Source organism: Pseudomonas sp. CFBP13509, from assembly GCF_005233485.1.
Classification (GTDB): Bacteria; Pseudomonadota; Gammaproteobacteria; order Pseudomonadales; family Pseudomonadaceae; genus Aquipseudomonas; species Aquipseudomonas marginalis.
Genome location: NZ_QGAA01000010.1, coordinates 281,883 through 294,081 on the forward strand (window position 1 = coordinate 281,883; position 12,199 = coordinate 294,081).

General features: G+C 62.3%; 12 protein-coding genes. 3 read left to right on the top strand and 9 right to left on the bottom strand.

The window, feature by feature from the left end; translation table 11 throughout:
• Window positions 1–29 precede the first annotated feature (29 nt).
• Entirely contained in the window at window positions 30–1,673 is a 1,644-nt protein-coding gene (locus PspCFBP13509_RS18790; protein ID WP_065927000.1) for an MFS transporter, read from the top strand.
• Window positions 1,670–2,815, top strand: a complete 1,146-nt coding sequence (locus PspCFBP13509_RS18795; protein ID WP_065948404.1) for an HlyD family secretion protein — start codon at window positions 1,670–1,672, stop codon at window positions 2,813–2,815. Before PspCFBP13509_RS18790 ends, PspCFBP13509_RS18795 begins: the two co-directional genes overlap by 4 nt.
• A 111-nt stretch (window positions 2,816–2,926) precedes the next feature.
• On the opposite strand, the gene PspCFBP13509_RS18800 is transcribed toward PspCFBP13509_RS18795, so the two are convergent.
• The 9 genes from PspCFBP13509_RS18800 to copC all read right to left on the bottom strand — a co-directional run bounded on the left by PspCFBP13509_RS18800 (window position 2,927) and on the right by copC (window position 11,292).
• Window positions 2,927–3,784 carry an aldose 1-epimerase gene (locus PspCFBP13509_RS18800; protein ID WP_137212486.1) on the bottom strand — a complete coding sequence of 286 codons (858 nt, stop codon included), beginning with the start codon at window positions 3,782–3,784 and terminating at the stop codon, window positions 2,927–2,929.
• Between the two features lie 2 nt (window positions 3,785–3,786).
• The gene (locus PspCFBP13509_RS18805) at window positions 3,787–5,067 is read right to left on the bottom strand and encodes a TRAP transporter large permease (protein WP_065948402.1); all 1,281 of its coding nucleotides are present in this window, start codon (window positions 5,065–5,067) and stop codon (window positions 3,787–3,789) included.
• A 1-nt stretch (window position 5,068) separates the two neighbouring features.
• Window positions 5,069–5,596: a TRAP transporter small permease gene (locus PspCFBP13509_RS18810; RefSeq protein ID WP_065927004.1), complete on the bottom strand. Its 528-nt coding sequence runs from the start codon at window positions 5,594–5,596 to the stop codon at window positions 5,069–5,071.
• Between the two features lie 66 nt (window positions 5,597–5,662).
• Window positions 5,663–6,625 (bottom strand): TRAP transporter substrate-binding protein, encoded by a 963-nt coding sequence (locus tag PspCFBP13509_RS18815; RefSeq protein ID WP_065927005.1) that lies wholly within the window; start codon window positions 6,623–6,625, stop codon window positions 5,663–5,665.
• Window positions 6,626–6,676: 51 nt separating this feature from the next.
• Window positions 6,677–7,552: an SMP-30/gluconolactonase/LRE family protein gene (locus PspCFBP13509_RS18820; protein WP_065927006.1), complete on the bottom strand. Its 876-nt coding sequence runs from the start codon at window positions 7,550–7,552 to the stop codon at window positions 6,677–6,679.
• Window positions 7,553–7,582: 30 nt separating this feature from the next.
• On the bottom strand, window positions 7,583–8,401 hold the full coding sequence (locus PspCFBP13509_RS18825) for an NAD-dependent epimerase/dehydratase family protein (RefSeq protein ID WP_065927007.1): 819 nt from the start codon (window positions 8,399–8,401) through the stop codon (window positions 7,583–7,585).
• A gap of 222 nt (window positions 8,402–8,623) precedes the next feature.
• A complete protein-coding gene (locus PspCFBP13509_RS18830; protein WP_137212487.1) occupies window positions 8,624–9,874 on the bottom strand; it encodes an OprD family porin in 1,251 nt (416 codons plus the stop codon).
• A gap of 191 nt (window positions 9,875–10,065) precedes the next feature.
• Window positions 10,066–10,923: a copper homeostasis membrane protein CopD gene (gene copD, locus PspCFBP13509_RS18835; protein WP_074847223.1), complete on the bottom strand. Its 858-nt coding sequence runs from the start codon at window positions 10,921–10,923 to the stop codon at window positions 10,066–10,068.
• 3 nt (window positions 10,924–10,926) lie between these two features.
• Window positions 10,927–11,292, bottom strand: coding sequence for a copper homeostasis periplasmic binding protein CopC (gene copC / locus PspCFBP13509_RS18840; protein ID WP_065927010.1), 366 nt, complete (start codon window positions 11,290–11,292; stop codon window positions 10,927–10,929).
• A 115-nt stretch (window positions 11,293–11,407) separates the two neighbouring features.
• Between copC and PspCFBP13509_RS18845 the strand changes: the two genes are divergently transcribed.
• Window positions 11,408–12,028, top strand: coding sequence for a TetR/AcrR family transcriptional regulator (locus PspCFBP13509_RS18845; protein ID WP_027606227.1), 621 nt, complete (start codon window positions 11,408–11,410; stop codon window positions 12,026–12,028).
• The last annotated feature ends 171 nt before the right edge of the window (window positions 12,029–12,199 follow it).

The following is a 12,199-nucleotide window of genomic DNA, read 5'->3' on the forward strand; positions in this document are numbered from 1 at the left end:
GTCACCCGTCGGCTCATCTAGGTCATCGAATGGACAAATACACCCCCCGCCCTTGGGAACCCCACGAGCGCCCGAGCCTGCCGGGCTCGCCGTCGACGCCGCTGCATCCGACGCACAAGCGCTGGCTGTTTGCGATGGTCGGCGTGCTGGTGGCAATCACCGGTGGCCTTGGCAACGCGCTGGTGATCGCCAACCTGCAATACCTGCAAGGCGCCCTCGGTGCGACCACCGCGGAAATGGCCTGGCTGCCCGCCGCCTATGTGATGACCAACGTATGCATGAACCTGCTGCTGGTGAAGTTCCGCCAGCAATTCGGCCTGCGCGCGTTTACCGAGGTGTTCCTGGTGCTGTATGCGCTGGTGACCTTCGGCCACTTGTTCGTCAACGACCTCAACTCGGCCATCGCCGTACGGGCCGCCCACGGCATGGTCGGCGCGGCGCTGAGTTCGTTGGGCTTGTATTACATGATCCAGGCGTTCCCGGCCAAGTGGCGGTTGAAATCCCTGGTGCTGGGGCTGGGCACGGCGCAGTTGGCGTTGCCCCTGGCGCGGCTGTTCTCCGAGGACTTGTTGCAGATCGCCGAATGGCGCGGGCTTTACCTGTTCGAACTGGGCCTGGCGCTGATCTGCCTGGGTTGTGTATTCCTGCTCAAACTGCCTCCCGGCGACCGCTTCAAGACCTTTGAAAAACTCGACTTCGTCACCTTCGCCATTCTCGCCAGCGGTGTCGCGCTGCTGTGTGCGGTGTTGTCCCTGGGGCGTATCGACTGGTGGCTGGAAGCGCCGTGGATCGGCGTGGCCTCGGCCTGTTCCCTGGTGCTGATCATGGCCGGCCTGGCCATCGAGCATAACCGCGCCAACCCGATGCTGATGACCCGCTGGCTGGGCAGCGGCACCATGATCCGCCTGGCGTTGGCGGTGATCCTGATTCGCATGGTGCTGTCGGAGCAGTCCACCGGTGCGGTGGGGTTCATGCAGATGCTGAACATGAGCTACCAGCAGATGCATACGCTGTACGTGGTGATGCTGGCCGGCGCGATCAGCGGGCTGGTGGTCAGTGCGCTGACGATCAACCCGGCGCACCTGCTGATGCCGCTGGTGATTTCCCTGGCGCTGATGGCCACCGGCTCGGTGATGGACAGTTTCTCCAGCAACCTCACGCGTCCGCAGAACCTGTACATCAGTCAGTTCCTGCTAGGCTTCGGTGGCACCTTCTTCCTGGGGCCGACCATGGTGCTGGGGACCAAAAACGTGCTGGCCAACCCGCGTAACCTGGTGAGCTTTTCGGTGATGTTCGGGATTTGCCAGAACCTCGGCGGCCTGATCGGCGCGGCTTTGCTCGGGACCTTCCAGATCGTGCGCGAGAAGTATCATTCCAGCATGATCGTCGAGCACCTGACGCTGCTCGACCCGCGTGTGGCCGCACGGGTGCAGAGCGGCGGGTCGGCCTATGGCGGTATCGTCGCCGACCCGGAACTGCGTAACCTCATGGGCATCCGCAGCCTGGCCACGGCGGCGACCCGCGAGGCCAATGTCATGGCCTACAACGATGTGTTCATGCTGATCGCGATTATCGCGATCCTGACCATGATCTGGATCTTTATCCGCAGTCTGTGGCTGATGAGTACCACCAAGGCAGCCACTCCCGTTCAACCCAGCGGCGCTACTTCATGACCGAACCCACCACCACGACCACCAACGCCATCGCCGCCACCCCGGAAGGCACCACGCCGCCCGGCGCCACGGTTACCGAGCCGCGCTCATTGCGCGTGCGCATCTTCTCGTCCCTGGGCTTTGCCGCGATTGCCATCGTCGGCGTGCTGATCGTGCTGTATGCCTGGCAATTGCCGCCGTTCAGCAGCGCGGTGGAAACCACCGAGAACGCTCTGGTGCGCGGCCAGGTGACCATTATCGGCCCGCAGCTCAGCGGCTATGTGTTCGAGGTGCCGGTGCAGGACTTCCAGTACGTCAAGGCCGGCGACCTGCTGGTGCGCCTGGATGACCGTATCTACAAGCAGCGCCTCGACCAGGCCCTGGCGCAACTGGCGGTGCAGAAGGCCGCGCTGGCCAATGTGGTGCAGCAACGCAACAGTGCCGAAGCCACCATCAAGCTGCGCCAGGCCGCACTGGTGGACAGCCAGGCCCAGGCGCGCAAAAGCACCGCCGACCTGCGCCGCAACGAAGAGCTGATCAGCGACGGTTCGGTGTCCCGGCGCGAGCTGGACGTGACCCGCGCCGCCAATGCCCAGACCATCGCCGCCGTGGCCCAGGCCCAGGCCAGCCTGGAAATCGCGCGGCAGGATTTGCAGACGGTGATCGTCAATCGCGGCTCCCTGGAAGCGGCGGTGGCCAGTGCAGAGGCGGCGGTGGAGCTGGCGCGGATCGACCTGTCCAACACCCGCATTACGGCGCCCCGTGACGGGCAGTTGGGGCAGATTGGCGTGCGCCTGGGGGCCTACGTCAACTCCGGCGCGCAGTTGATGGCGCTGGTGCCGAAGCAGCTGTGGGTGATCGCCAACATGAAGGAAACCCAGATGGACAATGTGCAGGTCGGCCAGCCGGTGACTTTCACCGTGGATGCGCTCAACCACCGCAGGTTTCACGGCACGGTGCAGCATATCTCCCCAGCCACGGGCTCGGAGTTCAGCCTGTTGCAGGCGGACAACGCGACGGGCAACTTTGTGAAGATTGCCCAACGCGTGCCGGTGCGGATCACCGTGGACCCGGATCAGGCCGAGAGCGAACGGTTGCGGCCGGGGTTGTCGGTTGTCGTGAGTATCGACACGGCTGGGCGGCTGAAAAACTCTCCACCTTGAGCATGACGCTGATCCCTGTAGGAGCGAGCTTGCTCGCGAAGATCGTCAACGATAACGCGGGGCGCCTGATGCCCCGCGTTGCCCTGAGGTTTTTCGCGAGCAAGCTCGCTCCTACAGGGGGGTGTATTTCAGGTTGAAATTGAGTTGGACCGACTGATTGTGTTCCAGCAGTTTCAGGCCCGGCCGTCCCGCCAGGTGATGAGCATTCACCGGATGGCTCACCGGCTCGATGCAAAAGAACCCCAGCCCCGGCGGGCAGTACAGCAGGAAGTAATCGGCCCCGCTGGCCTGGCATTCCAGCGCATAGCCCAGGTCCGGCTGTTCGATCCGACAATGCCCGTCCCACTGGCAAAACCCGTTGTCCACCAAGCCTTCGGGCAGGGGCTTCAATGCCTGGAAGTCCCACTCGCCCGGCACCGGCGCCAACCCCGTCGGCAGCTTGGATGCGTCACTCATCCACACCTGTGCGGCCCTGGCCTGCAACCGGGTACCCGGACGGCGCGGAAAGTACGGATGCAAGCCCACGCCATGCCATGCGGCTGTTTCGGCCAGGTGCGTCACCCGCAGCTCGATACTCAGCATCCCATCGCTCAAGCGAATCCGCTGCTCGGCGCGATAGGCAAACGGCGTCTCGCACAGTACCTCCAGCACCACTTCATCCGCCGACTGGCTGACCACCTGCCACGCCTGTTGCCAGGCCGAGCCATGGATCGGCAGCGGATCGGTGAGGCTGTTGGGCGTGAGCGCGAGCCAACCGTCGGGGTTGTCGAAACCGCCGTGGGCAATGCGGTTGGACCAGGGCACCAACGGATAGCACGCCAGCTTGCCGGGCAAACCGGTATGGATCGCCTGCTCATCGTTATGGCGCAGCAGCGGTTGCCCGGTGGCGCGCACCGTCCAGTTGACGAGGCTGCCGCCCACGGCCGGATTCACGGTGAGGTGGGTCAGGTGGTCTTCAAGTTCAATCATCTTCACAACACCACGCTTGGCAGCCACAACGACAGCGCCGGAATGTAAGTCACCGCTAACAGCACCAGGAACAGCACGGCGTAAAACGGCAGCAGCGCTTTCACGGTCTTCTCGATACTCACCTTGCCCACCGCCGCACCCACGAACAGCACCGCACCCACCGGCGGCGTAATCAAGCCAATGCCGAGGTTGACCAGCATGATCATGCCGAAGTGCACCGGGTCGACGCCGATACCGAGCACCACCGGCAGCAGGATTGGCGTGAGGATCAGGATCAGCGGTGCCATGTCCATCACCGTGCCGAGCAACAGCAGCATGGCGTTGATGCACATCAGGATCACGTAGCGGTTGTCCGACAGGGTCAGGAACAGCGTGGTGATCTTCGCCGGGATCTGCATCAGGGTCATGATGTAGCCGAAGCTGGCGGCGAAGGCGATCAGGATCATCACGATGGAAATGGTGCGCACCGTGCGGTGCATCAGCTTGGGCAGCTCGCTCCATTTGTAGTCGCGGTAGATGAACATGGTCACGAAGAACGCCCACAGCACGGCAATCGCGGCGGACTCGGTGGCGGTGAAAATGCCCGAGAGAATGCCGCCGAGGATGATCACCATGGCCATCAGGCCCCACAGCGCGTCGGCGCAGATTTTCAGGGCCTGTTTCAAGGGGATGACTTCGCCCTTGGGGTAGTTGCGTTTTTTCGCGAAGATCAGGCACAGCACCATCAGGCACGCGCTCATCAGCAAGCCGGGCACCACGCCGGCCATGAACAGCGAGGCGATGGACACCGTGCCGCCCGCCGCCAGGGAGTAGAGCACCGAGTTATGGCTGGGCGGGGTCAACAGCGCCTGCACCGAACCGCTGACGGTGACGGCGGTGGCAAATTCCCGTGGGTAGCCACGGCGCTCCATTTCCGGGATCAGCACCGAGCCGACCGAGGCGGTGTCGGCCACCGACGAGCCGGAGATGGCGCCAAAGAACGTCGAGGCCATGATGTTCACCAGCGACAGGCCGCCGCGTACAAACCCCACCAGCACCCCGGCAAACGCCACCAGCCGCCGCGACATGCCGCCCTCGGCCATGATCGCCCCCGCCAGCACGAAGAACGGAATCGCCATCAGCGAAAATTTGTTCACCCCGCCCGCCACCTGAATCATCAGGGCCTGGAACGGGATGTCGATCCACCACGCGCCAATCAGCGCCGACAAGCCCAGGGCGTAGGCCACCGGCATGCCGATCAGGATCAAGGCGATAAAGCTGCCCAGCAGAATCAATGCGTCCATATCAGGCAGCCCCTTCGCTTTCTTCCACCAGGTCGAAGCGCACCACGCGCCGATTGCTCTGGTCACCGAGCAGGAGTTTTTCCACCACGAAGATCAGGGTCAGCAGCCCGCCAATCGGGATCGGCATATAGGTGATGCCCACGCGCAGGGTCGGGATGGCGCTCATGAACTGGTTCCAGGTGGACACGCACAGCTTGGTGCCCCAGATCGCCATGAACAGGCAGATGGTGCCCATCAGCAGTTGCGACAGGATGCCGACGATGCGGCGCTGGGCGGGCGGCAGGCGGTCCGTGACCATGGCCACCGACATATGCGCGCCGGCGCGGTAGCTGGCGGCGGCGCCGATAAAGGTGAACACCAGCATCAGCAGGATGGCGGTGGGTTCCGGCCAGCTGGAGCCGGTGCCGAGGATGTAGCGGGCGAAGATGCCCCAGGGGATGATCAGTGCGACGCCGAGAACCGAGAGGCCGGCGACCCAGATGCAGGTCATGTAGATGCGGTCGTTGATGCGCAGCAGTAGATTCTTCATGGCGTTCACCGTAACCGGGCGCGGCGGTGCAGACCGCGCCGGGCCTTTTGCGAGAGGCAGGAGAGGTTATTGAACGGCGTCGATGCGCGCGATGATGTCGGCGTACGGCGCGCCGTACTTGGCGCGAACCGCTGCGGTGGCGTCATAGAAGGGCTTTTTGTCGACGGTGATGAACTCGACGCCGGCCTTTTTGAGTTTTTCCTCACTGCTGGCGGACTTGGCATCCCACAGCGCGCGCTCATCGGCCTGGGCGGCCTTGGCGGCGTTTTTGACCATGACCTGTTGCGCCGGGGTGAGCTTGTTCCAGGTGATTTTCGACATCACGATGGGCTCGGGCAGGATCAGGTGCTCGGTGAGGGTGTAGTACTTGGCGTTCTGGAAGTGGTTGTGTTCCAGCAGGGTCGGCGGGTTGTTCTCCGCGCCGTCGATCACCCCGGTCTGCAGGGCGCTGAAGATCTCGCCGGTGTCCATTGCAATGCCGTTGGCGCCCATCGCGTTGAAGGCGTCGATGAACAGCGGGTTGCCTTGCACGCGGATCTTCATGCCCTTGAGGTCTTCGATCTTGCGCACCGGCTTCTTGGTGTAGAGGTTGCGTGTGCCGCCGTCCATCCAGGCCAGGGCCACCAGGCCGAACTCGGAGTCGGTGATCTTGGCGAGAATCTCGTCGCCGATCTCGCCGTCGATAACCTTGCGCATATGCGCCTGGTCGCGGAACACGAACGGCAGGTTGAACACGTTCACGTCCGGCACCACCGGCCCGACGATACCGAGGCTGACGCGGGTCATCTGCACGGCGCCGACCTGGGCCTGTTCGACCACTTCCTTCTCGGAGCCCAGCACGCCGCCGGGGAAGTACTTGAAGGTCAGTTCGCCGTTACTTTCCTTGGTCAGGGCCTTGCCCATGTTTTCTTCGGCGACGACGGTGGGGTAGCCGGCGGGGTGGATGTCGGCGAACTTGATTTCCAGTGCCTGGGCGGCGCTGCTGAGGGTAAAGACTGCGGCGGCGAGCAAGGTGCGTTTGAAGTCCATGGGAGGTCACTCCTGTGTTGTTATTGTTGTATTCAAGGCACAGCGATGCAGCTAAAGGATGAAGCGGGGCTCCGGCAATCCGGTGACACCGGGGTTGAGGGCGAACACGCCGCCGGACACTGACTGTTCACTCTGGTCGTCACGGATCGAGGTGACGAACAGGGTGTCCAGGCGGCTGCCGCCGAAGGCGCACATGGTGGGTTTTTTCACCGGTACGGTGAGGGAGCGGTCCAGGCGCCCGTCGGGGGTGAAGCGGTGGATCAGGCCGGCGTCGTTGGCGCAGATCCAGTAGCAGCCATCGGCGTCCACGGCGGCGCCGTCGGGGCGGCCGAGGAAGTTGTGCATGTCGACGAACACGCGACGGTTGGACGGCGTGCCGGTGTCGATGTCGTAGTCGAAGGCCCAGATCTGCTGGACCAGCGGGTGCGAATCCGAGGCATACATCGTGCGGCCATCGGGGCTGAAGGCCAGGCCGTTGAGGGTGATAAAACCGTCCAGATGGGCGTGGGGGGCCGAACCCGATGCATAGCGATAGAGGATGCCTTCGGCCGCATTCGCGCCCATGTTCAGCACCATGCTGCCGGCCCAGAAACGGCCCTGGCGGTCGCAACGGCCGTCGTTCAGGCGCATGTCCGGGCGTGGATGCTCGACACTGGCCAACGGCGTGGTATCGAGGCTGCCGTCGTTGTGCGGCGTGAGTTGGAAGAAACCGGTTTCCATCCCGGCGACCCAGTTGCCCGCCGTGGTGCGGGCAATGCAGGCAAGCATCTGCGGGGCTTTCCAGGCGGCAACGTGGCCGCTGGCGGCGCTCCATTTTTGCAGGCCGCCGTTGGGGATATCCACCCAGTACAGGGCGTTTTCCTCGGGCACCCACACCGGGCATTCGCCCACGGCATTGCGGGCGTCGACGATCAATTCAGCAGTCATGGCCACTCATTCCCTTGGGTTGGTGTGAACTCAGTCACCGAACGGCCCGGCGGCGCAGAACGCCCCACCCTGATAGACCTTGGCCGGGTCATCGGCGGCTACCGGTGGCTGGGTTTCGACCTGGGCGCGGAAGACTTCGGAGCTGTCTTTCGGGGCGTAGCCCAGGTGCGCGGCGTAGCGGTTGTCCCACCAGGTGTCGAGGTTATCCGACATGCCGTAGACCACCGTGTGACCGACGTTCGGCGTATACAGCGCGCGTTCGAGCAGTTGGGTCAGGTCGTCGAAGCTCAGCCAGGTGTGCATCATCCGGCGGTTCTGCGGTTCGGGGAACGAGGAGCCGATACGGATGCTCACGGTCTCGATGCCGTAGCGGTCGAAGTAGAAGCTCGCCATGTCTTCGCCGTAGGACTTGGACAGGCCGTAGTAGCTGTCGGGGCGGCGTGGGGAGTGGGCGTCGATGGTTTCGGTCTGCTTGTAAAAGCCGATCACATGGTTGGAACTGGCGAAGATCACACGTTTTACCCCATGGCGGCGTGCGGCTTCGTAGATATGGAAGGTACCGCTGATATTGGCGCCGAGGATTTCTTCAAACGGACGCTCCACCGATACACCGCCGAAGTGCAGGATGGCGTCGACGCCTTCCACCAGGTGGTGCACCGCTTGTTTGTCGGCGAGGTCGCAGGGCTGGACTTCTTCCGAGGCATCCACCGGCGGGGCCATGCTGGCGATGTCCGACAGGCGCAGCACCTGGGTGTAGGGACGCAGGCGTTCGCGCAGGACTTTGCCGAGGCCGCCGGCGGCACCGGTGAGCAGCAGGCGGTTGAAGGGAGTGGGGGTGGTCGTGGTCATGGGGATTCCAAATTTTTGTTGTAGGTTGTCGTATGACTATGCCGAAGTATTGTTAGGGATCCCCCAGGTTGTCAACGTTCTTCCAGATGAGTGAGATTCAAACTGTGGGAGGGGGCTTGCCCTCGATGAGGGCGTGCCAGTGAATGCATCTGTTACTGACCCACCGCCATCGGGAGCAAGCCCCCTCCCACAGGGGATTTTCTGGGGCTGGGAGACTAGGTTCTACAGCAGGGAGATTGGATAGCTGATAAAGATCCGGTTTTCGTCGAACTCGTTGTTGCTGAAATCCCGACGCATGGTGGAATTACGCCACTTAACGTTCAGGTTCTTCAACGCACCGCTCTGCACGGTGTAGGCCAACTCGGATTCGCGCCCCCATTCCTTGCCATCGGTGATCGCCCCCGCGTGCACGTTACTGCCGCTGATATAGCGGTTCATCATGGTCAGCCCTGGCACACCGAGTACGACAAAGTTGAAGTCATGCCGCACCTGCCAGGATTTTTCCTTGGCGTTGTCGTAGCTGGCGTTGTAGCTGTCGTTGGCCAGGGTGCCACCGCTGGTGCCGTTGACGCGCATCCACACGCTGTCGCCGGTGAGTTTTTGCAGGCCCACGTAGAAGGTGTTGCCGTTGTACTTGGCCGAGAGCAGGGCGAACACGGTCTTGTTGTCGAGGTCGCCGGCCAGGGCGCTGCCGTCTTCCTTGCCGTTGAAGAAACCCAGGTTGGCCCCCAAGGTCCAGTCGCCCACGGGCTGGCTGTGGGTCAGGTTGAAGTACTGCTGCTGGTAGATATCGGCCAGCTCGGCGTACCACACGCCGACCTGGGTGCGCTTGTCGTTGAAGGTGTATTCGCCGCCGCCGAAGTTGAAGCGATCGGAGGTGAACGCGGCTTTGCCGTTCATGAACATGTCTTCCATGCTCGCGTCGTTGCGCGGGCTGTTGCCGCGAAACTGGCCGCCGTAGAGGGTCAGGCCGGCGATTTCGCTGGACGTCACCTGGCCGCCGCGAAAGGTCTGGGGCAGCGAGCGGCCATCGTCGGAGCGCAGGATCGGCAGCACCGGCATCCATTCGCCGACCTTCAATTCGGTCTTCGACAGTCTGGTTTTCAGCGCCACGCCCAGGCGCCCGAAGTTGTCGGCGGGGCGGCCGTCGTCGTGGATCGGCAACAGTTGGGTACCGCCGGTGCCTTTGCCGCCATCGAGCTTCTGGGAATACAGCCCCAGCACATCAATGCCGAACCCCACGGTGCCCTGGGTGAAGCCGGACTTGGCGTCGAGAATAAAACTCTGCGTCCACTCTTCGGCCTTGCCCTGGGGGTTGCTCGGGTTGGTGAAGTTGCGGTTGAAGTAGGCGTTGCGCAGGTTTAGCGTGGCCTTGGCATCATCGACGAAACCGTCGGCATGGGCGAGGAGGGGCAGGGTAAACAGGCCGATAACACTGAGACGCGCGGACGAATTGCGGGCGAATGGACTCACAGTGACGCTCCCTTTCATTTGTTGTTTTTATTATTTGTTATACGTCGTCGTACAACATTGGAGCGGATATTTGCGGGGTTTTCAGGGTGTGTCAAGCAGAAGTTATACGATGACTAGGTGTGGGTTGATCTAGAGCGCACAGGATCAATGTGGGAGGGGCGGTGCGACGATTCGACTTGCCCCTTCCACATTCAGCCCGTCAGGACCATCGGCGGCAAAGTGCCAAGGAGTGAAACGACCGCTACTGCACAAACACCGAGCAGCCATTCCAGCATCACGCTGGCCTTCAAGCTGCCCAACCGCTGTTCGCCGCTATCAAGGCGCAACCGGTTCAACAATGCCAGCGCCAGCATGCCCAGCACCAGCATCACCTTGATCAGCAGAATCAGGGCAAAACCACTGAACAACGGCGTGGGCCACAGCTGTCCGGTGAGTACGCGCACATTGATCAGGCCGGTCACCAGCAAGCCGGTGACCAGGCCATAACCCACGCCGCTGAAACGACGCAGGACAGGCGCCAGCTCAACACGGTGTGACTGCCTGAGGATCAATACCAGCAGCAATAACCCACCCAGCCATGCGCCGACGCATATCAGGTGCATCACCTGGTTGAGGATCAACAACTGCCCGCTCAGCCCGTCGAGCATGGCGCCATGGCCGACCGGGGCGAGAGTCATCAGCAACAGTGTGAGCAATGGCAGGCGCGGGGCTTTCCACGGGGTCATCAGGGCGATGACCAGCAAGCCATTGACGATCAGGTGCCAGGTCCACACCTGGCCAAAAAAGGTCTTGCCCAGCACCAACTGCACGGTCGACAGTTCCAGCGCCGCCGGCCATGAACCGGCCATGCTGGCGGTAATCAACAGTAACCAGATCACCCCCGACGCGAGGGCCGTCCATGCCAGCCCATGGGTGATGCGCAACAATTGCCGGTCCAGCACCGGCTGCGGTTCAGCGCCGAGGAGCCAGGGCCTGAATACACGGGCCCCGAACATCAACAGCACGACGATGAAATGCACGAACCGGCACAGCACCAGCAGCGTTGCCATGGGTTATTGGCCGACCTTGAAGCTGTACTCACCGTTGCTCTTGTGGGTGTCGACCGACACCGCATTCCACACCACCTTGTAGGTGCCCGCCGCAAGTGGGGCGGCCGGTGTCACCACCAGGGTTTTCTTGTCGGCGTCCGGGGTTTCCAGGCCTTTGATGGCGATTTCGGTGCCATCCTTGCTCAGGGACACCTTGGTGAAGGTGGCTTCGACGCCTTCGCTGAAGGTCAGGCGCAGGTCTTTGGGCGCGGTGACGCTGCTGTCTGCCGCAGGCGTGGAGCTTTTGAGATGAGCATGGGCAAATGCTGCGGAGGCACCCAGCAGGGAGGCGAGCAGGGCGACAGTGGTCAGGGTTTTCTTGATCAACATTGTGCAATACCCATCAATGGTTAGGAGCGGGCAGTGTACGAAGTTTCGACTGCGCCTGTCGCCCCGATCTAGAGCGGTGGTAGTCTTTGGGGCATGTCTTTGTCAGGGAGCCCTTATGGGCAATCACAAGAGCGGAATTCGCCGGGTCAACGTCGAGAAAATCCTGCTGGCGGCGGAGAAAATCTTCGCCGAAAAGGGCTACGGCAGCACTGCCATGGCCGATATCGCCGAAGAAGTACAACTGCCGCGCTCCAACCTGCATTACTACTTCACCACCAAGAGCGAGCTGTACAGCGCGGTGCTGTTCGACCTGCTGGAAGTGTGGAAGCAGGACGCCCTCAGCTTCGAAACCTTCGATGACCCCCGGGTGGTGCTCAGCAGCTATATCCGCGCCAAGATGCAGCGCTCGCGCACGCGGCCCTATGGCTCCAAGGTCTGGGCCAACGAGATCATCCACGGCGCGCCGACACTCGGTGAGGCCCTGGATGAAAGCCTGTACGACTGGGCCAAGATGAAGGAAGCGAAAATTCGCCAGTGGGTGGAAGACAAACGCATCCTGCCGGTGGAGCCGTCGAGCCTGCTGTACATGATCTGGGCGTCGACCCAGCACTATGCCGACTTTGATCACCAGGTGAAGATTTTGAATGATCACCAGCCGTTGTCGGATATGCAGTTCGAGAAGGCGATCCAGACGGTGACCAGTGTGATTTTGCGCGGGATTGGGTTGGAGCCTTGAGTGTTGTGGTGGGGCTGAGGGCCTCATCGGGGCATAGGTATCTACACAACTCTTAAAGGCTGACACATAACTCTGTGGTGAGCGGGCTTGCCCCGCGCTGGGCTGCGCAGCAGCCCCAAAACACAGCCCCGGAACTGTCTGGCACACTGCAGCGTTCTTATTGGGGCTGCT